Annotated in this window: 21 protein-coding genes and 1 tRNA gene; 8 read left to right on the top strand and 14 right to left on the bottom strand. The window is 62.7% G+C overall.

Going from position 1 to position 18,698, the window contains the following annotated elements; genetic code table 11:
* Window positions 1-76 precede the first annotated feature (76 nt).
* From infA to aat, 3 genes are all read right to left on the bottom strand, one after another.
* Window positions 77-295 (bottom strand): translation initiation factor IF-1, encoded by a 219-nt coding sequence (gene infA, locus GYA95_RS13330; protein WP_002553999.1) that lies wholly within the window; start codon window positions 293-295, stop codon window positions 77-79.
* A 102-nt stretch (window positions 296-397) separates the two neighbouring features.
* Window positions 398-1,105, bottom strand: coding sequence for an arginyltransferase (locus GYA95_RS13325; RefSeq protein ID WP_013973288.1), 708 nt, complete (start codon window positions 1,103-1,105; stop codon window positions 398-400).
* 55 nt (window positions 1,106-1,160) lie between these two features.
* Complete coding sequence (gene aat, locus GYA95_RS13320; RefSeq protein WP_015270969.1) at window positions 1,161-1,841, bottom strand: leucyl/phenylalanyl-tRNA--protein transferase; 681 nt, start codon at window positions 1,839-1,841, stop codon at window positions 1,161-1,163.
* Window positions 1,842-2,226: 385 nt separating this feature from the next.
* Between aat and GYA95_RS13315 the strand changes: the two genes are divergently transcribed.
* The 6 genes from GYA95_RS13315 (at window position 2,227) to cysG (ending at window position 9,886) form a co-directional block, all read left to right on the top strand.
* Complete coding sequence (locus GYA95_RS13315; protein WP_371034493.1) at window positions 2,227-4,776, top strand: DNA translocase FtsK; 2,550 nt, start codon at window positions 2,227-2,229, stop codon at window positions 4,774-4,776.
* Between the two features lie 62 nt (window positions 4,777-4,838).
* Window positions 4,839-5,474: an outer membrane lipoprotein chaperone LolA gene (gene lolA, locus GYA95_RS13310; RefSeq protein ID WP_015270967.1), complete on the top strand. Its 636-nt coding sequence runs from the start codon at window positions 4,839-4,841 to the stop codon at window positions 5,472-5,474.
* Between the two features lie 12 nt (window positions 5,475-5,486).
* Window positions 5,487-6,812, top strand: coding sequence for a replication-associated recombination protein A (locus tag GYA95_RS13305; RefSeq protein ID WP_013973284.1), 1,326 nt, complete (start codon window positions 5,487-5,489; stop codon window positions 6,810-6,812).
* Entirely contained in the window at window positions 6,809-7,183 is a 375-nt protein-coding gene (gene crcB / locus GYA95_RS13300; protein ID WP_015270966.1) for a fluoride efflux transporter CrcB, read from the top strand. The genes GYA95_RS13305 and crcB overlap by 4 nt, the downstream gene beginning before the upstream one ends.
* Window positions 7,184-7,213: 30 nt before the next feature.
* Window positions 7,214-8,494 carry a serine--tRNA ligase gene (serS, locus tag GYA95_RS13295; RefSeq protein ID WP_003258877.1) on the top strand — a complete coding sequence of 427 codons (1,281 nt, stop codon included), beginning with the start codon at window positions 7,214-7,216 and terminating at the stop codon, window positions 8,492-8,494.
* Window positions 8,495-9,886 carry a siroheme synthase CysG gene (gene cysG / locus GYA95_RS13290; protein WP_013973282.1) on the top strand — a complete coding sequence of 464 codons (1,392 nt, stop codon included), beginning with the start codon at window positions 8,495-8,497 and terminating at the stop codon, window positions 9,884-9,886.
* A 117-nt stretch (window positions 9,887-10,003) separates the two neighbouring features.
* Here cysG and GYA95_RS13285 read toward each other — a convergent pair whose 3' ends face one another.
* From GYA95_RS13285 to GYA95_RS13250, 8 genes are all read right to left on the bottom strand, one after another.
* A complete protein-coding gene (locus tag GYA95_RS13285; RefSeq protein WP_015270965.1) occupies window positions 10,004-10,963 on the bottom strand; it encodes a glutathione S-transferase family protein in 960 nt (319 codons plus the stop codon).
* Window positions 10,964-11,055: 92 nt separating this feature from the next.
* Window positions 11,056-12,060 (bottom strand): glycosyl transferase family protein, encoded by a 1,005-nt coding sequence (locus GYA95_RS13280; RefSeq protein ID WP_015270964.1) that lies wholly within the window; start codon window positions 12,058-12,060, stop codon window positions 11,056-11,058.
* Window positions 12,057-12,392, bottom strand: coding sequence for a TusE/DsrC/DsvC family sulfur relay protein (locus GYA95_RS13275; protein WP_015270963.1), 336 nt, complete (start codon window positions 12,390-12,392; stop codon window positions 12,057-12,059). Before GYA95_RS13275 ends, GYA95_RS13280 begins: the two co-directional genes overlap by 4 nt.
* On the bottom strand, window positions 12,389-12,685 hold the full coding sequence (gene tusB, locus GYA95_RS13270; protein WP_015270962.1) for a sulfurtransferase complex subunit TusB: 297 nt from the start codon (window positions 12,683-12,685) through the stop codon (window positions 12,389-12,391). The genes GYA95_RS13275 and tusB overlap by 4 nt, the downstream gene beginning before the upstream one ends.
* The gene (tusC, locus tag GYA95_RS13265) at window positions 12,685-13,044 is read right to left on the bottom strand and encodes a sulfurtransferase complex subunit TusC (protein ID WP_015270961.1); all 360 of its coding nucleotides are present in this window, start codon (window positions 13,042-13,044) and stop codon (window positions 12,685-12,687) included. The genes tusB and tusC overlap by 1 nt, the downstream gene beginning before the upstream one ends.
* Before the next feature lies 1 nt (window position 13,045).
* A complete protein-coding gene (tusD, locus tag GYA95_RS13260; RefSeq protein ID WP_013973276.1) occupies window positions 13,046-13,438 on the bottom strand; it encodes a sulfurtransferase complex subunit TusD in 393 nt (130 codons plus the stop codon).
* Between the two features lie 279 nt (window positions 13,439-13,717).
* Entirely contained in the window at window positions 13,718-15,097 is a 1,380-nt protein-coding gene (locus GYA95_RS13255) for a nucleobase:cation symporter-2 family protein (RefSeq protein WP_015270960.1), read from the bottom strand.
* Window positions 15,098-15,413: 316 nt separating this feature from the next.
* The gene (locus tag GYA95_RS13250) at window positions 15,414-16,085 is read right to left on the bottom strand and encodes a Bax inhibitor-1/YccA family protein (protein WP_003251184.1); all 672 of its coding nucleotides are present in this window, start codon (window positions 16,083-16,085) and stop codon (window positions 15,414-15,416) included.
* Between the two features lie 134 nt (window positions 16,086-16,219).
* Here GYA95_RS13250 and GYA95_RS13245 point away from each other — a divergent pair.
* Window positions 16,220-16,307 (top strand) — tRNA-Ser (locus tag GYA95_RS13245).
* A 347-nt stretch (window positions 16,308-16,654) separates the two neighbouring features.
* Here GYA95_RS13245 and GYA95_RS13240 read toward each other — a convergent pair.
* The 3 genes from GYA95_RS13240 to GYA95_RS13230 form a co-directional block, all read right to left on the bottom strand.
* Entirely contained in the window at window positions 16,655-16,840 is a 186-nt protein-coding gene (locus tag GYA95_RS13240; RefSeq protein ID WP_015270917.1) for a hypothetical protein, read from the bottom strand.
* A gap of 320 nt (window positions 16,841-17,160) precedes the next feature.
* The gene (locus tag GYA95_RS13235; RefSeq protein WP_015270916.1) at window positions 17,161-17,361 is read right to left on the bottom strand and encodes a hypothetical protein; all 201 of its coding nucleotides are present in this window, start codon (window positions 17,359-17,361) and stop codon (window positions 17,161-17,163) included.
* Window positions 17,362-17,481: 120 nt separating this feature from the next.
* Window positions 17,482-18,060, bottom strand: coding sequence for a cysteine hydrolase family protein (locus GYA95_RS13230; protein ID WP_015270915.1), 579 nt, complete (start codon window positions 18,058-18,060; stop codon window positions 17,482-17,484).
* A 275-nt stretch (window positions 18,061-18,335) separates the two neighbouring features.
* On the opposite strand from GYA95_RS13230, the gene GYA95_RS27660 reads away from it, so the two are divergent.
* On the top strand, window positions 18,336-18,671 hold the full coding sequence (locus GYA95_RS27660) for a hypothetical protein (protein WP_137188568.1): 336 nt from the start codon (window positions 18,336-18,338) through the stop codon (window positions 18,669-18,671).
* Window positions 18,672-18,698 lie beyond the last annotated feature (27 nt).

The raw sequence follows: 18,698 nt of genomic DNA, 5'->3' as shown, positions 1-18,698 counted from the left end.
GCTGCAAAGCAGCCCCCTGCAATCTGACAGGCACAAAAAAGCCCGGCACATGGCCGGGCTTTTTCATGGCTAGAGCTTAGCGCGCACGGTAGGTGATGCGGCCCTTGCTCAGGTCGTAGGGCGTCAGTTCGACGCGGACCTTGTCGCCAGTGAGAATACGGATGTAGTTCTTGCGCATCTTTCCGGAGATGTGCGCGGTTACGACGTGCCCGTTTTCCAACTCCACGCGGAACATGGTGTTGGGCAGGGTGTCGACGACAGTACCTTCCATTTCGAAGCTGTCTTCTTTCGACATGCAGTAGAGCCCTCGGATCCAGTGTTGGCCCGACGCATAACCGCACCGGGCAAAAAAGTGGCGTGGATTATGCCCGAAAACTGTGTGTCAAGCCAATGCCTTTCAGTTGAGGGTGACCCAGCGCTGGTTTATCAGCAATTCGATAGGTCGATACTGTGTCTTGTAGTTCATTTTCTTGCAGTTCTTGATCCAGTAACCCAGGTAAACCGCTTCCAGGTCCTGGCGCAGGGCTTCGGTAATCTGCCAGAGAATGGCAAAGCGGCCCAGGCTCCGGCGCTCTTCGTCCGGCTCGTAGAAGGTGTACACAGCCGACAGGCCGTTGGGCAGCAGGTCGCACACCGCCACCGCCATCAAGCGGCCTTCCAGGCGGAACTCATAGAACCAGCAGAACGGCAGGTCGCGCACCAGGAAGGTGGAGAACTGATCGCGGCTGGGCGGGTACATGTCACCGTCGGCATGGCGCGTTTCGATATAGCGCCGGTACAGCTCGAAGTACTCTTCCTTGAACGCCGGGCGTGCGGCGGTCACGGTCAGGTCGGCGTTGCGCTTGAGGATGCGCCGTTGCTGGCGGTTTGGGATGAAGCGCGCCGCCGGGATGCGTGCCGGCACGCAGGCATTGCAGTTCTGGCAGTGCGGGCGGTACAGGTGGTCGCCACTGCGGCGGAAGCCCATTTCCGACAAATCGGCGTACACGTGCACGTCCATCGGCTGGCTGGGGTCGAGGAACAGCGTGGTTGCCTGTTCGTCGGGCAGGTAGCTGCAGGAGTGGGGTTGAGTGGCATAGAACTTCAACCGCGCCAACTCTGTCATGATCAACCCCCTCGGTGAGACTTTGTTTAAGTGTAAGCCAGCTACGGGAACTCGCCTAGGGAAGCCATGTGGCGCTGTTGGGCTGGTCGAGGTGGCGTGCCAGGTAGTCGGCAAACTCGGCGCGGCTGATGGCGTGGGCTCCCAGGCTGTGCAAATGGTTGGTTGGCATCTGGCAGTCGATGAGGACGAAACCGGCCTGGCGCAGGTGGTTGACCAAAGTCACGAAGCCGACCTTGGAAGCGTTGTCGGCGCGGCTGAACATCGATTCACCGAAGAACAGCTGGCCCATGGCCAAGCCATACAGACCACCGACCAGCTCGCCGTCCTGGCGCACCTCCACCGAATGGGCGATGCCGCGTCGGTGCAGCTCGCAGTAGGCGGCACGCATGGTGTCGGTGATCCAGGTGCCGTCGGCGTAGTCACGTGGCGCGGCGCAGGCGGCGATCACCGCGGGGAAGTCTGTGTCGAAGCTGACCTGGTAACGGCCCTGGCGCATCAGCTTGGCCAGCGAGCGCGACACGTGCAGCTGGTCCGGGAGCAGCACCGTGCGCGGGTCGGGTGACCACCAGAGGATCGGCTGGCCGTCCTGATACCACGGGAAGCAGCCATGGCGGTAGGCCTGCACCAGACGCTCGGGGCTCAGGTCGCCGCCGGCAGCGAGCAGGCCGTTGGGATCATGCAGGGCCTTTTCCAGAGGCGGGAAGGTCAGCGAGTCGCGGGTCAGCCAGGTGAGCATGGTCTATCGTGCGGTGGGGGAGGGGAGAGGGCAGCATGGCGCGGGTGAAAAGCAGGGTCAATCTCTTTGGCTTCTTCGCGGGCGCGCCCGCTCCCACAGGCCATGTGCAGGCTCTGAAGCCTGCGGGGTACCTGTGGGGGCGGGCAAGCCCGCGAAGAGGCCGGCACAGGTGATGAAAATAGGCAATTTCCTACACATTCATGAAACCGCAGGCACCATCCGCTACATTTGCTGTCACACCTGTGCAAAAACACAGCATAAGCCTTTGTCACAAAAGAAAATGCATGCTCAAATTGCAGCTATATGAAAGTCGCCCCCGGCCAAACTCCCATCTGGCGTGCCGCCATGGCGGCTGGCGGGCAGTAATGTTAAAAGTAGTGGTTCATTGGCCGCACCGTCGGCCGATCACTATTGGACGCGCAGCACGCGCAGGAATAGACGCGTTTTGAAGAAATCCACCGCAACTCCAGCTCCCTTGCCCGTCCCTCTGTGGCGGCAGCAGCTGCATTATCGCCTCAAGGAAGGTGCGTTGATCGCTGTCGGCGCCCTGTGCCTGTACCTGTGGATGGCGCTGCTGACCTACGATACGTCGGACCCGGGCTTCAGCCACACCAGCAACGTCGACCAGGTGCAGAACGCCGCCGGGCGTGCCGGTGCCTACTTCGCCGACATCCTGTTCATGGTACTGGGGTACTTCGCCTACATCTTCCCGCTGCTGCTGGCGATAAAGACTTGGCAGATCTTCCGCGAACGCCACCAGCCCTGGGACTGGAGCGGCTGGCTGTTCTCCTGGCGGCTGATCGGCCTGGTGTTTCTGGTGCTGTCTGGTGCGGCGCTGGCCCATATCCATTTCCACCCGCCTGCGAGCATGCCGTTCTCCGCCGGTGGTGCATTGGGCGAGAGCCTCGGCGACCTGGCGCGCAACCTGCTGAACGTGCAGGGCAGCACGCTGATGTTCATTGCCCTGTTCCTGTTCGGCCTGACCGTGTTCACCGACCTGTCGTGGTTCAAGGTGATGGACCTGACCGGCAAGATCACCCTCGACCTGTTCGAGCTGGTGCAGGGCGCCGCCAACCGTTGGTGGGAAGCGCGCAACGAGCGCAAGCGCCTGGAGGCGCAGCTGCGTGAGGATGAACCGGTGGTCAAGGCCGCGCCAATGGCCGCCGACAAGCGCGAACCGGCCAAGCCGGCGCTGCGCGAGCGCATTTTCAAGCGTGAAGAAGCACCTGCCCAGCCGGTCGAACCACGTGAGCCAACCCTGTCGCGCGAGCCTGTGGTGCCACGCGAGTCGCCGGCACCTCGTGAGCCGGTAATCTCTCGCGAACCACCTGCCGCGGCCCCGATGATCGTGCCGCCGACACCCGCCAGGGCGCCGGAGCCGAGCAAGCGGGTGATGAAGGAGAAGCAGGCGCCGCTGTTCGTCGACAGCGCGGTGGAAGGCACCTTGCCGTCGATCTCCATCCTCGACCCGGCCGAACAGAAGAAGATCGAGTACTCGCCGGAATCCCTGGCCGGTGTCGGCCAGCTGCTGGAAATCAAACTCAAGGAATTCGGCGTGGAAGTGGCGGTGGACTCGATCCACCCGGGCCCGGTGATTACCCGTTACGAAATCCAGCCGGCCGCCGGTGTGAAGGTCAGCCGTATCGCCAACCTGGCCAAGGACCTGGCGCGTTCGCTGGCAGTGACCAGTGTGCGTGTGGTCGAGGTCATCCCCGGCAAGACCACCGTGGGTATCGAGATCCCCAACGAGAACCGGCAGATGGTGCGTTTCTCCGAAGTGCTGGCCACGCCGCAGTACGACGAGCAGAAATCGCCGGTCACCCTGGCCCTGGGCCACGACATCGGCGGCAAGCCGGTGATCACCGACCTGGCCAAGATGCCGCACCTGCTGGTGGCCGGTACTACCGGTTCCGGTAAGTCGGTGGGTGTGAACGCGATGATCCTGTCGATCCTGTTCAAGTCCAGCCCGGAAGACGCGCGGCTGATCATGATCGACCCGAAAATGCTCGAACTGTCGATCTACGAGGGCATCCCGCACCTGCTGTGCCCGGTGGTCACCGACATGAAGGACGCCGCCAACGCCTTGCGCTGGAGCGTGGCCGAGATGGAGCGGCGCTACAAGCTGATGGCGGCCATGGGCGTGCGTAACCTGGCCGGCTTCAACCGCAAGATCAAGGACGCCCAGGAAGCCGGCGAGATCATCCATGACCCGCTGTACCGCCGCGAGAGCATGGACGACGAGCCGCCTGCGCTGAAAACCCTGCCGACCATCGTGGTGGTGGTCGACGAATTCGCCGACATGATGATGATCGTCGGCAAGAAGGTCGAAGAGCTGATCGCCCGTATCGCCCAGAAGGCGCGGGCCGCCGGTATCCACCTGATCCTCGCCACCCAGCGCCCGTCGGTGGACGTGATTACCGGCCTGATCAAGGCCAACATCCCGACCCGCATGGCGTTCCAGGTGTCGAGCAAGATCGACTCGCGGACCATCATCGACCAGGGTGGTGCCGAGCAGCTGCTGGGCCACGGTGACATGCTGTACATGCCGCCGGGCACCAGCCTGCCGATTCGCGTGCACGGCGCGTTCGTCTCCGACGACGAGGTGCACCGCGTGGTCGAAGCGTGGAAGCTGCGCGGCGCCCCGGACTACAACGACGACATCCTCAACGGCGTCGAGGAGGCCGGCAGCGGCTTCGAAGGCGGCGGTGGTGGTGGCGATGGCGAAGATTCGGAAAGCGACGCCCTGTATGATGAGGCCGTGCAGTTCGTGCTGGAAAGCCGCCGCGCGTCCATCTCGGCCGTGCAGCGCAAACTGAAGATCGGCTACAACCGCGCCGCCCGCATGATCGAAGCCATGGAAATGGCCGGCGTGGTCACCCCCATGAACAGCAACGGCTCGCGGGAAGTGATAGCCCCGGGCGGCCCGCGCGACTGACGAACACCTTGCCGTGCGCCAACGGTGGCGCCCGGCCTTTTCAATGCTCGATGAGGACTCCCATGCGCGCGATTCGCATGCTGTTGGTTTCTGCCCTGGCCGCGGCTTCTGTGTCGGCCACCGTATCGGCTTATGCCGGTGAGCAAGACGTACAACGCCTGACCCAATTGCTGGAAAAGTCGCAGACCATCGAGGCCAACTTTTCCCAGCTGACCCTGGACGCCGGCGGCACCAGCCTGCAGGAAACCTCCGGCAAGATGACCGTCAAGCGCCCTGGCCTGTTCTACTGGCACACCGATGCGCCGCAGGAGCAGGTGGTGGTATCCGACGGCAAGAACGTCACCCTGTGGGACCCGGACCTGGAGCAGGCAACCATCAAGAAACTCGACCAGCGCCTGAACCAGACCCCGGCGCTGCTGCTGTCCGGTGACGTGTCGAAGATCAGCCAGAGCTTCGACATCAGCTCGAAGGAGCAGGGCGAAGTGATGGACTTCACCCTCAAGCCGAAGACCAAGGACACCCTGTTCGACTCGCTGCGCGTGTCGTTCCGCAAGGGCCTGATCAACGACATGCAACTGATCGACAGTGTCGGCCAGCGCACCAACATCCTGTTCAATGGCGTGAAAGCCAACCAGGCGGTGCCGGACAGCAAGTTCAAGTTCGACATCCCCAAAGGCGCGGACGTCATCAAGGAGTAACCAGAGCTCGCCATGGACCTGTTTCGAAGCGAACCCGTCGCCCAGCCCCTGGCTGCTCGTCTGCGCCCGTCCAACCTGGACGAGTACGTCGGCCAGGAGCACCTGCTGGCGCGCGGCAAACCGCTGCGCGAAGCGCTGGAGCAGGGTGCGCTGCACTCGATGATCTTCTGGGGGCCGCCGGGCGTGGGCAAGACCACCCTCGCGCGGCTGCTGGCGCAGTTCTGCGATGCGCACTTCGAAACGGTGTCGGCGGTATTGGCCGGGGTGAAGGAGATTCGCCAGGCGGTCGAGGTGGCCAAGCAGCAGGCTGGCCAGTACGGCCGCCGAACCATCCTGTTCGTCGACGAAGTGCACCGCTTCAACAAGTCGCAGCAGGATGCCTTCCTGCCCTATGTGGAAGACGGCACCCTGCTGTTCATTGGCGCCACCACCGAAAACCCGTCGTTCGAGCTGAACAACGCATTGTTGTCGCGGGCGCGGGTGTATGTGCTCAAGAGCCTGGACGAGGCGGCGCTGCGCAAGCTGGTCAACCGCGCGTTGACTGAAGAGCGCGGCCTGGGCAAGCGCAACCTGCGGGTTGGCGACGACGCCTTCAAGATGCTGATGGCCGCCGCCGACGGCGATGGCCGGCGCATGCTCAACTTCCTGGAAAACGCCTCGGACCTGGCTGAAGACGGCAGCGAGATCGATGTCGAGATGTTGCAGAGCCTGCTCGGCGACAGCCGCCGCCGCTTCGACAAGGGTGGCGAGGCGTTCTACGACCAGATTTCCGCGCTGCACAAGTCAGTGCGTGGCTCCAACCCCGATGGCGCCCTGTACTGGTTCGCGCGCATGCTCGATGGCGGCTGCGATCCGCTGTACATTGCCCGCCGCGTGGTGCGCATGGCCAGCGAAGACATCGGCAACGCCGACCCGCGCGCGCTCAGCCTGTGCCTGGCGGCTTGGGATGTGCAAGAGCGTCTGGGCAGCCCCGAGGGCGAACTGGCGGTAGCCCAGGCCATCACCTACCTTGCCTGTGCGCCGAAGAGCAACGCGGTGTACATGGGCTTCAAGACCGCCCTGCGCGAGGCCGCCGAGCATGGCTCGCTGGAAGTGCCGTTGCACCTGCGCAACGCCCCGACCAAGCTGATGAAGCAACTGGGCTACGGCGACGAGTACCGCTATGCCCACGATGAACCCGACGCCTATGCCGCCGGCGAAGACTACTTCCCCGAGGAACTCGAGCCGCGCCAGTACTACCAGCCGGTGCCCCGTGGCCTGGAACTGAAGATTGGCGAGAAGCTGCGCCACCTGGCCGACCTTGACCGCAACAGCCCCCGCCAGCGGAGAAAGCCGTGATTGCACTGATTGCCGCCGTCAGCGCTGGCGGTATTGCCGGTACCTTGTTGCGCTTTGCCACCACCAACTGGGTGTCTGCCCACTGGCCACGGCACTTCTATCTCGGTACGCTGGCGGTCAACCTGGTTGGCTGCCTGCTGATCGGCCTGCTTTATGGTCTGTTCTTGCACAAGCCGATCGTGCCGGTCGAGTTGCGCGCCGGGCTGATCGTCGGCTTCCTCGGTGGCCTGACGACTTTTTCCTCCTTTTCGCTGGATACCGTACGCCTGCTGGAAAGCGGGCAAGTGCCCCTGGCTTTGGGCTATACCGGTATCAGCGTGGTGGGCGGGCTGCTCGCGACCTGGGCCGGCCTGTCCCTGACCCGATTCTGAACCAACACCTACACATAACGAGAGAACGATATGCTCGATTCCAAACTGTTACGCGGCCAACTTCAGGAAGTGGCGGATCGCCTGGCCTCCCGTGGCTTCAGCCTGGATGTCGCGCGCATCGAATCACTGGAAGAGCGCCGCAAGGCGGTGCAGACCCGCACCGAGCAGCTGCAGGCCGAGCGTAACGCCCGTTCCAAGTCCATCGGCCAGGCCAAGGCCAAGGGCGAAGATATTGCGCCGCTGATGGCTGACGTCGAGCGCATGGCCAACGAACTGGCTGCCGGCAAGACTGAACTGGACGGCATCCAGGCCGAACTGGATGGCATCCTGCTGACCATCCCCAACCTGCCGGACGCCAGCGTACCGGTTGGTGCCAGCGAAGACGACAACGTCGAGGTGCGCCGTTGGGGTACGCCGAAGGCTTTCGACTTCGAAATCAAGGACCATGTCGCGCTCGGCGAAGTCAGCGGTGGCCTGGACTTCGAAGCTGCCGCCAAGCTGTCTGGCGCGCGTTTTGCCGTGCTGCGTGGTCCAGTTGCCCGCCTGCACCGCGCCCTGGCGCAGTTCATGATCAACCTGCACACCGGCGAGCACGGTTACGAGGAGCACTACACCCCGTACCTGGTCCAGGCCCCGGCCCTGCAGGGTACCGGTCAGCTGCCGAAGTTCGAGGAAGACCTGTTCAAGATCAGCCGCGAAGGCGAGGCCGACTTCTACCTGATCCCGACTGCCGAAGTGTCGCTGACCAACCTGGTGGCCGGTGAAATCCTCGATGCCAAGCAGCTGCCACTGAAGCTGGTTGCCCACACCCCGTGCTTCCGCAGCGAAGCCGGTGCTTCCGGCCGTGACACCCGCGGCATGATCCGCCAGCACCAGTTCGACAAGGTCGAGATGGTGCAGGTGGTCGAGCCGTCCAAGTCGATGGAAGCCCTGGAAGGCCTGACTGCCAACGCCGAGCGCGTGCTGCAGCTGCTGGAGCTGCCGTACCGCGTGCTGGCCCTGTGCACCGGCGACATGGGCTTTGGCGCGGTGAAGACCTACGACCTGGAAGTGTGGGTACCAAGCCAGGACAAGTACCGCGAAATCAGCTCGTGTTCCAACTGCGGCGATTTCCAGGCGCGCCGCATGCAGGCCCGCTGGCGCAACCCGGAAACCGGCAAGCCAGAGCTGGTGCATACCCTCAACGGGTCCGGCCTGGCCGTAGGCCGTACCTTGGTTGCCGTACTGGAAAACTACCAGCAGGCCGACGGTTCCATCCGTGTGCCGGAAGTGCTGAAGCCTTACATGGGCGGCGTCGAGGTCATCCGCTAAATGGATTACCTGCCGCTGTTCCACAAGCTGCAGGGCGGCCGCGTGCTGGTCGTTGGCGGCGGTGAGATCGCTTTGCGCAAAGCGCGCCTGCTGGCCGACGCCGGCGCCGCGCTGCGCGTGGTTGCACCGGATGTCGACGGCCAGTTGGCCGCGCTGGCCCGGGAAGGTGGCGGCGAGGTGCTGGTGCGCGGCTATCAGGCAGCCGACCTGGTCGGTTGCCGGCTGGTGATTGCGGCCACCGACGACCCGGGGCTCAATGCCCAGGTGTCGGCGGATGCGCAGGCACTCAGCCTGCCGGTCAACGTGGTGGATGCGCCGGCCCTGTGCACGGTGATCTTCCCGGCGATCGTCGACCGTTCGCCGTTGGTGGTTGCGGTGTCCAGTGGCGGTGATGCTCCGGTGCTGGCGCGTTTGATTCGCGCCAAGCTGGAGGCCTGGATCCCGTCCGCCTACGGCGAACTGGCCGGCCTGGCCGCACGCTTCCGCGACAAGGTCAAGGCCTTGTACCCGGACGTCAACCAGCGCCGAGGCTTCTGGGAAACCGTGTTCCAAGGGCCTATTGCCGAGCGTCAGCTGGCCGGGCAGGGCGCCGAGGCCGAGCGCCTGTTGCAGGCGATGGTCGACGGTGCACCGGTGCAGCAGGGCGGTGAGGTGTACCTGGTGGGGGCTGGCCCGGGCGATCCGGACTTGCTGACCTTCCGCGCCTTGCGCCTGATGCAGCAGGCCGACGTGGTGCTGTACGACCGCCTGGTGGCACCGGCGATTATCGAGATGTGCCGACGTGATGCCGAGCGTATCTACGTGGGCAAGCGTCGCGCCGACCATGCCGTGCCACAGGACCAGATCAACCGCCTTCTGGTCGACCTGGCCCGGCAGGGCAAGCGTGTGTTGCGCCTGAAGGGCGGCGACCCGTTCATCTTCGGGCGGGGCGGCGAAGAGATCGAAGAGCTGGCCGAGCACGGCATCCCGTTCCAGGTGGTGCCGGGCATTACCGCAGCCAGCGGTTGTTCCGCCTATGGCGGGATTCCGCTGACTCACCGCGACTATGCCCAATCGGTGCGTTTCGTGACCGGGCACCTGAAGGATGGCACCAGCAATCTGCCGTGGCATGACCTGGTAGCGCCGGCGCAGACCCTGGTGTTCTACATGGGCTTGGTGGGGTTGCCGACCATCTGTGCCGAGCTGATTCGCCATGGCCGCGCGGCCAGTACCCCTGCGGCGCTGGTGCAGCAGGGGACTACGCGTAATCAGCGGGTGTTCACCGGCACCCTGGCGGACTTGCCGGACCTGGTGGCGCAGCATGAAGTGCATGCGCCGACCCTGGTGATTGTCGGGGAAGTGGTGCAGTTGCGTGACAAGCTGGCCTGGTTCGAAGGTTCGCAGAATAGCTGAAATCGTTGGGGCCGCTTTGCGGCCCGTTCGCAGCACAAGGCTGCTCCTACAGGGGGCCGCGTTTCCTGTAGGAGCAGCCTTGTGCTGCGAACGGGCTGCAAAGCAGCCCCGACAGCCTCAAACCTGCCAAATCCCCTTGCCTGCCAACTGCTCCCGATCATGCGGCAGGTTGAAGTCCTGCAGCGGCCCCTTGGGCACGATCCCGTTCGGGTTGATGGTCTTGTGGCTCATGTAGTAGTGCTTCTGGATATGCTCCATGTCCACTGTGCCCGCCACCCCCGGCCACTGGTACAGTTCACGCAGCCAGTTCGACAGGTTGTGATAGTCGCTCAGGCGGCGCAGGTTGCACTTGAAGTGCCCGTGGTACACGGCATCGAAGCGCACCAGGGTGGTGAACAGGCGCACATCGGCCTCGGTCAGGTATTCCCCGGCCAGGTAGCGGTTGCGGCTCAGCAAGTCTTCCAGGTAGTCCAGTTCGTTGAACACTTCGTCAAACGCAGCCTCGTAGGCTTCCTGCGTAGTGGCAAAGCCTGCGCGATATACGCCATTGTTCACCGCCGGGTAGATGCGCTCGTTCAGCGCCTCGATGGTCGGGCGCAGCGGCTCTGGGTACAGGTCCAGTGTATTGCCGGTCAGTTCGTTGAACGCGCTGTTGAAGATGCGGATGATCTCCGACGACTCATTGTTGACGATGCGTTTCTCTTTCTTGTCCCACAGCACCGGTACAGTCACGCGGCCAGTGTAGTGCGGGTCATCCTGGGTGTAGCGCTGGTGCAGGTACTGCAGCGCGTCGAGGTGGTCGCCGCTGGAACCTTGCTGCTGGTCGAAAGTCCAGCCATGGTCCTGCATCAGCCAGCTGACCACCGACACGTCGATCAGTGGCTCCAGGCCCTTGAGGGCACGGAAGATCAGGGTGCGGTGTGCCCATGGGCAGGCCAGCGAGACGTACAGGTGGTAACGGCCAGCTTCGGGAGCGGGCAGCTGATTGCGGCGTTGGGCGTTTTCGCGTTTGAACGTGCCGTCCTTGCCGTTTTCATACCACTGGTCATGCCAGCGGCCGTCGATCAAAAGGCCCATGGTGAGCTCCTCGGAACAAAGTTGTTTGTCGTTGGAGCCCAGTCTAGGGAAAAACGTTCGAATAACTAGCGCAAAGACTGCACTCTTACTATCTAGTTATTAGATTGGTTGCGTGCGCCCCAGTAACCGCGTGCCGTGGCGAAAGCCTGCTCACGGTCTTGGCCCAGGCCGCGCAGGGCAAGGGCGATGGTTGCGACCACGGCCATCTCACCGTAGCTGTCCTCGGTCTCGCCGCGCCAGACCGCCAGCAATTGCTCCGGCTGCAGGCTTGGCGGCTTCACGTGGCGGCGTTCGCTCAGCGCTGGCCATTCCTCGTCCCAGGCTTCGCCGGCGGTGGTGCCGTATAGATGGCTGATGACATCGGGGTTGACCTCAATCTCGCCGCCATCACCCTTGATTACCACGGCATGGTCGCCCAGCAGGCGGCTGGCCTCGCGGTGTACTGCCTGGTAGCCGGGGTGGAAGATGCTCTGCAGGCCACAACGCGCAGCCAGCGGGTTGAGCACCCGGGCCAGCGAATGGATGGGCGAACGCAGGCCCAGGGTGTTGCGCAGGTCGATCATGCGCTGCAACTGCGGCGCCCAGTCCTGCAGCGGGAAGAAGGCCAGGCGTTGCTGGTCCAGGGTCCGGCTGACCGCAGCCCAGTCACGGCACAACGGAATTTCCAGCAAGGACAGCAACTGCTCGGTGTACATGCGCCCGGCGGTATGCGCACCGCCACCGTGCATCAGGATGCGCACGCCATTGTTGGCCAGGCATTTGGCAGCCAGCAGGTACCAGGGTAGGTGGCGCTTCTTGCCGGCGTAGGTGGGCCAGTCCAAGTCCACGGCGATGCGCGGCGACTGCAAGTGGGCGCGCAGGGCCTCGGTGAAGCCGGCCAGTTCTTCGGCGCTTTCTTCCTTGTGCCGCAGCAGCATGAGGAAGGCACCGAGCTGGGCATCTTCGACCTTGCCTTCCAGCAGCAGAGTCATGGCCGTGCGGGCTTCTTCACGGGTCAGGCCACGCGCGCCGCGCTTGCCTTTGCCAAGAATGCGCACGAACTCGGCGAACGGGTGTTCGGCAGGGGTTTCCAGGGTAAGCGGGCGAGGTTCTGTCATATGCAGTTGGTCGGCTTGGGCAGGCCCGCCAGCTTGGCGGCCAGTTTGGCGGGAGTGCCGTTGAACAGGCGGTTGAGGTGCGGGCTGTTGCCCTTGTCCGGGCCCAGTTTGAGGGCCGTGTACTTGATCAGCGGGCGCGTGGCCGGGGACAGCTGGTATTCCTGGTAGAACTGGCGCAGCAGTTCTAGGATTTCCCAGTGGTCCTCCGTCAAAGGGATGCCCTCGCGCGCGGCCAAAGCCTCGGCGGCGGCATGCGACCAGTCTTGCAGGTCGACCAGGAAGCCGTCCTTGTCCAGGGCGATCGCCTGATCGCCAACGTTGAGGGTATTCATAGCCAGCTATTGACCTTGTCGTAATGCAGCGATAGTTCGACGAACCCGGCGTAGTCCACGGCCTTGGCCAGTTCGTTGGCGACCGCGCGGGCCTGCACGTCTTCTTCCAGGGCGAACAGGCGCTGGGCCAGGCCGGCGGCTTGCAGCCGGCGGTGCGGTTCGCTGCCGCTGTGCAGGGCATATACAGCATCGCCGCACAGCAGCAGGGCGTCGTCGGCGCCGAGCAGGCGAAGGCAACTGGCCAGGCGTTCGTCGCCAAACGGGGAGTGGGCAATTACATGCAGGGTCGTCATCAGAGCGTTACCACCTGGTCGAAACGGGCGATCAGTGCGGTCAGGGCCGCGTCGTCCAGCACTTGCACCGGCAGCGTCAGGGTGTCGGCTGCCAGGCCGCGGCGAGTGAGGCTGTGGCTACAGGCGAACAGGTCCTCGACGCCGAACATTGGCAGCGCCTGCAAGTTGGCGGCCAGGTTCCTCTGTTGCACGGCGGTGGGCTGCTGCTCCGCAGCGAGCTGGAACACGCCGTCATCGAGGAACAGCATGCCCAGCGGCAGATCGAACGCGCCGCCAGCCAGGGCGATGTCCAGTGCTTCACGGGCCGATGGGCCGTTCCAGGGCGCCTGGCGGCTGATGATCAACAAGGATTTGGCCATTTCAGTCGCCTCCGAAGCAGACAAGGCGATCGGCAACTTGCGCCGCCTCATGCAGCTGGCCAAGCCCCGACAGCTCCCAAGGCTTGGGCAGGTTCACGGCCGGGCGCTGGTAGCGGTTGGCCTCGGCCTCGTCGAGCACGCCACGGCGCAGGGCGGCGGCGATGCACACCACTGCGTCCAGCTGGTTGGCTGCAATGAAGGCGCGCCATTGGCCGGCAACATCCAGCTCGTCCTGGGGGGCGACCACGTTGGCCGAGGCACTGTGTACCCCGTCCTGGTAGAAGAACAGCCGGGCAATCTCATGCCCGCCGGCCAGCACCGCCTCGGCGTAGCGCAGGGCGCGCCGCGAGGAGGGCGCATGGGCCGGGGAGAACACCGCGATAGCGAATTTCATGGATAACTCATGCAAAAGGAATGGTGCCATGATAAAGCAAAAAAGCCCGCGCCCGCTTGTGCATGGCGGGGCGGGCTTTCTGTCTTGCACCAATCTGAAGGCCGGCGCTATCCCGGTAGGGGCAACTGCCTTGTGTTGTCTGTACTGGCCTCATCGCTGGCAAGCCAGGCTCCTACAGGGACTGCGCATGGCTTCAGATCAATGCGGTCGAGGTGGGAGCTGGCTTGCCTGCGATGGGCTGCGCAGCAGCCCCATGGCCCTGACAGTCGAACACCAGGCTCAAGCCTGTTCCTTGCTCTCCGGCAAGAACCAGTTCAACACCAGGGCACAGATACCCCCGGTAGCCACGCCCGACTCCAGCACATTGCGAATCGCCGCCGGCATGTGCGCCAGGAACTCCGGCACCTGCGCCACACCCAGGCCCAGGGCCAGGGATACAGCGATGATCAGCAGGGCACGACGGTCCAGGCGAGTGCTGGCGAGGATATTGATCCCCGAAGCCGCAACCGCCCCGAACATGACCATGGCCGCACCGCCCAGCACCGGCTCCGGCACCGCCTGGATCACCCCGGCAACGCTCGGGAACAGCCCCAGCAGCACCAGCATCACGGCAATCCACATGCCGATATGGCGGCTGGCGATCCCTGTCAGCTGAATCACGCCATTGTTCTGGGCAAAGATCGAGCTCGGGAAGGTGTTGAACAAACCGGCCAGCAGCGAGTTGGCCCCGTTGACCAGCACACCGCCCTTGATCCGCTGCATCCACACCGGCCCTTCGACCGGCTGGCGCGACACCTTGCTGGTGGCGGTGACGTCACCGATGGCTTCCAGCGAAGTTACCAAGTAGATCACCAGCATCGGGATGAACAGTGCCCAGGAGAAGCCCAGGCCGAAGTGCAGCGGCGTCGGCACCTGGAACAGCGCGGCTTCGTGCATGCCGTTGAAATTCAGGCGGCCCAGGTAGCCGGCTAGCGCATAACCGACCGCCAGGGCGATAATGATGGCGCAGCTGCGCATCCACACCACCGGGATGCGGTTGAGGATGACGATGATCGCCAGCACCACGCCTGACAGCAGCAGGTTCTCGCCATTGGCGAAGGTGCCATTGGCCATGGCGCCGAAGCCGCCACCCATGCTGATCAGGCCGACCTTGATCAGGGTCAGGCCGATCATCAACACCACGATGCCGGTTACCAGCGGGGTGATCAGGCGTTTGACGAAGGGCAGGATGCGCGACACGCCCATCTCGACGAACGAGCCGGCGATTACTACGCCAAAGATGGCTGCCATGACGCCTTCCACCGGGGTGCCTTGCTTGACCATGAGCGCTCCGCCGGCGATCAGCGGGCCGACGAAGTTGAAGCTGGTGCCCTGGACGATCAGCAGCCCGGCACCGAATGGCCCGAAGCGCTTGCACTGGACGAAAGTGGCGATACCTGAGATTACCAGTGACATGGAGACGATCAGGTTGGTATCACGTGCCGAAACACCCAGTGCCTGGCAAATCAGCAGGCCAGGGGTGACGATCGGCACGATGATCGCCAATAGGTGCTGCAGTGCTGCCAGCAGGCCGATCAACAGCCGTGGCTTGTCCTCCAGACCAAGCACCAATTCATTGGCAGGCGCCGCCGCGCCTGGGCTGTGTTCGTGTGAGCTCATTGCGAAAAGCTGCCCCGGAAGAAAAAAGGAGCGCATTCTACGAGGTGATGGCGAATTGGGGTAGAGAAAAGCACGATGGCGGCATGATCGACGACCATTCGCCCGGTTATCTGACTTTATGGTCAATTATTGGGCGCTTTTTCCCAGGAGTCGAACCTGTGGGAGCGGGCGTGCCCGCGAAGAATGCGACTCGGTATATGGCACCGGCTTCGCCGGTGTTCGCGGGCTCGCCCGCTCCCACAAGGCTCCAGCTAAATCGATGAGTTGAGCGCCCATAAAAAGCCCGCCGAAGCGGGCTTTCTCTTGCCGATATCCATCAGTCATCACGACCCATGATGCCAAACAGCTGCAGCAGGCTGACAAACAGGTTGTAGATCGACACATACAGGCTGATGGTCGCCATGATGTAGTTACGCTCGCCACCGTGAATGATCGCGCTGGTCTGGAACAGGATGCAGACCGACGAGAACAGCACGAAGCCAGCGCTGATCGCCAGCTGCAGGCCGCTGATCTGGAAGAAGAAGCTGGCCACGACAGCACCCAGCAGGACAAAGAAGCCCGCAGTGATGAAGCCGCTGAGGAAGCTCATGTCCTTGCGGGTAATCAGCACATAAGCCGACAGCCCCCCGAACACCAGCGCAGTCATGGCGAATGCCGAGCTGACCACTTCGGCGCCACCGGCCATGCCCAGGTAGCGGTTGAGGATAGGGCCGAGGATAAAGCCCATGAAGCCGGTGAGCGCGAAGGTGGATACCAGACCCCAGGCCGAATCACGCAGTTTGTTGGTAAGGAAGAACAGCCCGTAGAAGCCGATCAGCACCACGAACACGTTCGGGTAGCCGACGCGCATCTGCTGGGCCACGAAGGCCATGACACCGCTGAAGGCGAGCGTGAGCGCCAGCAGGCTGTACGTGTTGCGCAGGACCTTGCTGATCTCCTGCTGCTCGACCTGCTGGCCGTGGTGTACGGCGTAATCCTGTTCGCGCATGGCGACACTCCTTGGTAAACCTGTGGTTTTCAAACGTTCAGATGCTAGGAGTCTATCAGAGCTCCCGCAACCCGCGACACAGAGAGTTTGACAGCTTGTTTCATTACGGTATTATGGCGGCCGCAAAACGAGCTGGAAGCGTGGCCGAGTGGTTTAAGGCAACGGTCTTGAAAACCGTCGATGGGCAACTATCCTAGAGTTCGAATCTCTACGCTTCCGCCATATTCGAAGCCCTGATTATTCAGGGCTTTTTGCGTTTCTGGGGCATAGGAAACCATCCACGGGACCATCCGTGGGTATCGTTTGTTTCGGCGCTTCCGATACTTCTTGCTTGGTCGGTTTCGCCAAGGCTCCAACTTAACTGGCTTCATCCCATTCTTACAGGCACGAAAAAGCCCGCCGAGGCGGGCTCCTCGCTTGCTACTGAGCGCTAGCCGCAGCCTCTCAAGCCAAATTGCATTACTGACAACTGCGCGGAAATCGGATCCGTAGGCTGGACCCAACCTTGCTCCACATCAGTAGCCTGCAGGCGTTTCATGCAGGCGTGGTCATGCCCGCACCCGCAGGTTTTATTGCAGGGTCACTGGCTTCATGTCATCCGGTAATTGACGAATAGCTGCCTCTATCCGCTCGATCGGTGCCGCAAGTTCGTCCGCCTCCTTGTCCTTGCCCTCCCTTCTCAGGCGGTCACGCTCAAGGCGCAGGTTAAGCAAATTCTTCTGTAGTTTCAGGGCCGAGGTATTGAACGGATCCATGCTTTTCTCATGCTGTAGGCTTCCGTGCCGCTGTAGGAAAACTGGACCGTAGCAGTTCGAATTTGCTGGAGAAACTGATGTTTCATACAGGCAAATCCCACTACATAGATTCTTCCTACATTGCGCGGTAAAAGATCCTACAGTCAGCGTTTCAAATCATGTCTTTCAAACCCTCCTGAGCCCGCATGGTAGGTGGCGATGATAGGTGTTTGGCAATGCAGGCCCTCAAGGCGGATTGATCCAGAGGCTGCAGTGCTTTTCGAAACCTTATGTAGCAATTGCCGCCCCGCGCGCTACAGGTGGTCCGCATCCATCACCGCCTAGGTGAATGTCTGAGGCGCTTCCTGCGGCAAGTTGTTAAGCGGGTCGAAGTCATCCGCCGCTGTAGCGGCTGGCTGGGGCTGCTGTGCTGCAGCCGTGGTGATGTCCGCCGTCAGCAGGCCAGGTGGCAGCAGGGTACAGGCGAGCAGTGTACGGCTGAAACAGTGTGGCAGGGTGGTGGTCGAGTGGCGGGTAGACATCGGGCATCTGCGCCCATCCGCTTCGCCAAGAGCAGGTGTAGATGGTGCGCCCGCTCAATGGCTGGGTCTGGTGTCGCCGCCATGGCAATGACGAGTTGGCTGGTTGCCTGCGCAGAAGCTTCAGCGGTTGACCTGAAGCGAGTCAGCAATCAGAACCTGCTCCGTGCGCAGGATGCGCGCGTAATCCAGAGCCAGGTTGCTCAACGACAGCGCATGTACATCCTCCGCCGGCCAAAGCCGGCCTTGCAGGTCGTGCTGGTCAAAGGTGAAGCAGGCATCTTCCACCACCACCACATCGAAACCGAGATTGCCCGCCGAGCGTGCGCTGGCTTCCACGGAGTTGTTGGTAATCACCCCGGCGATGACCAGTGCGTTGATGCTGCGCGCGTGCAGCCATCGCTCCAGGCCGGAGTTGGCGAAGGCATCGGGCACATGTTTGTCGAACACGGTTTCGCTGGCCAGTGGGGTAAATGCAGGCTGGAATTCGCAACCGGACTGGCCCGGCCAGAACACCGAGTCTACCGAGCGGGACAGGTGGCGCACATGGATCACCGGGCGTCCTGACCGACGCCACGCAGCCAGCAGATCGCCTATACGCAGTTCGGCCTCAGGGTTGTTGCGCCGGCCCAGGCGCGGGTGGTGGATACCAATCTGAAGGTCGATCAACAACAAGGCAGCGTTGGTCGCGAAAGCGGTCATGAAGGGATGGCACTCCTGGCAGGTTCGAGCGCTTGACCCTAGCACAGCGTGGATGACTGCAAAAATTGCTGTCACGCGTAAGGGCCAGATGCGCCGCTCTTGTGGGAGATGGCCCAGCTCTTTGGGCTGCGCTGTCGCGTAGATAACTGAAATTGCAAGCAATCCGCGTACCCGGTGGGAGCGGCTTTAGCCGCGAAGAATCCAACGCGGTGCATGGCACCGGCTGCGCCAGTGTTCGCGGCTGAAGCTGCTCCCACAGGGCCCCTGCTAATTCAATGAGTTATGTGCAGTTCTATGGGAGCGGCGCCTTGTGTCGCGAAAGGGGTGCGCAACGGCCTCAGGTTTTCGATGCATCCCTCAAGATTGCCGGGGCCGCCCTGCGGCCCTTTCGCGACGCAAAGCCGCTCCCACAAAAAAACCGGCGCCTCACATCTGATCCGCTTTTTTTCCATAAAGCTGAATCTGTAACGGTATCAGCCCAAGCCCGACAATATGCCCATTCCCGCATCACACTTGTAGAGGTTCCAATGGGCAAGCTCGCGCTATTCCTGGGTGGTTTTCTGCTGCTGACCATTCTGATCGGTATCCTTGGCACCATTCCGCCAAGCTGACGTTCACCACACCTATCCCTCGCGGCC

It is taken from the genome of Pseudomonas asiatica (genome assembly GCF_009932335.1).
GTDB classification, from domain to species: domain Bacteria; phylum Pseudomonadota; class Gammaproteobacteria; order Pseudomonadales; family Pseudomonadaceae; genus Aquipseudomonas; species Aquipseudomonas asiatica.
This window is presented reverse-complemented; position numbering and strand designations above follow the sequence as displayed.

Coding starts and splice junctions, on each gene's coding strand:
- lolA (WP_015270967.1), top strand. CDS start 4,839: ATGCGCGCGATTCGCATGCTGTTGGTTTCTGCCCTGGCCGCGGCTTCT.
- serS (WP_003258877.1), top strand. CDS start 7,214: ATGCTCGATTCCAAACTGTTACGCGGCCAACTTCAGGAAGTGGCGGAT.
- GYA95_RS13305 (WP_013973284.1), top strand. CDS start 5,487: ATGGACCTGTTTCGAAGCGAACCCGTCGCCCAGCCCCTGGCTGCTCGT.
- GYA95_RS13255 (WP_015270960.1), bottom strand. CDS start 15,097: ATGAGCTCACACGAACACAGCCCAGGCGCGGCGGCGCCTGCCAATGAA.
- GYA95_RS13325 (WP_013973288.1), bottom strand. CDS start 1,105: ATGACAGAGTTGGCGCGGTTGAAGTTCTATGCCACTCAACCCCACTCC.
- GYA95_RS13280 (WP_015270964.1), bottom strand. CDS start 12,060: ATGACAGAACCTCGCCCGCTTACCCTGGAAACCCCTGCCGAACACCCG.
- tusD (WP_013973276.1), bottom strand. CDS start 13,438: ATGAAATTCGCTATCGCGGTGTTCTCCCCGGCCCATGCGCCCTCCTCG.
- cysG (WP_013973282.1), top strand. CDS start 8,495: ATGGATTACCTGCCGCTGTTCCACAAGCTGCAGGGCGGCCGCGTGCTG.
- GYA95_RS13275 (WP_015270963.1), bottom strand. CDS start 12,392: ATGAATACCCTCAACGTTGGCGATCAGGCGATCGCCCTGGACAAGGAC.
- GYA95_RS13235 (WP_015270916.1), bottom strand. CDS start 17,361: ATGTCTACCCGCCACTCGACCACCACCCTGCCACACTGTTTCAGCCGT.
- GYA95_RS13230 (WP_015270915.1), bottom strand. CDS start 18,060: ATGACCGCTTTCGCGACCAACGCTGCCTTGTTGTTGATCGACCTTCAG.
- GYA95_RS27660 (WP_137188568.1), top strand. CDS start 18,336: ATGAGTTATGTGCAGTTCTATGGGAGCGGCGCCTTGTGTCGCGAAAGG.
- tusC (WP_015270961.1), bottom strand. CDS start 13,044: ATGGCCAAATCCTTGTTGATCATCAGCCGCCAGGCGCCCTGGAACGGC.
- aat (WP_015270969.1), bottom strand. CDS start 1,841: ATGCTCACCTGGCTGACCCGCGACTCGCTGACCTTCCCGCCTCTGGAA.
- infA (WP_002553999.1), bottom strand. CDS start 295: ATGTCGAAAGAAGACAGCTTCGAAATGGAAGGTACTGTCGTCGACACC.
- GYA95_RS13285 (WP_015270965.1), bottom strand. CDS start 10,963: ATGGGCCTTTTGATCGACGGCCGCTGGCATGACCAGTGGTATGAAAAC.
- GYA95_RS13240 (WP_015270917.1), bottom strand. CDS start 16,840: ATGGATCCGTTCAATACCTCGGCCCTGAAACTACAGAAGAATTTGCTT.
- GYA95_RS13250 (WP_003251184.1), bottom strand. CDS start 16,085: ATGCGCGAACAGGATTACGCCGTACACCACGGCCAGCAGGTCGAGCAG.
- tusB (WP_015270962.1), bottom strand. CDS start 12,685: ATGACGACCCTGCATGTAATTGCCCACTCCCCGTTTGGCGACGAACGC.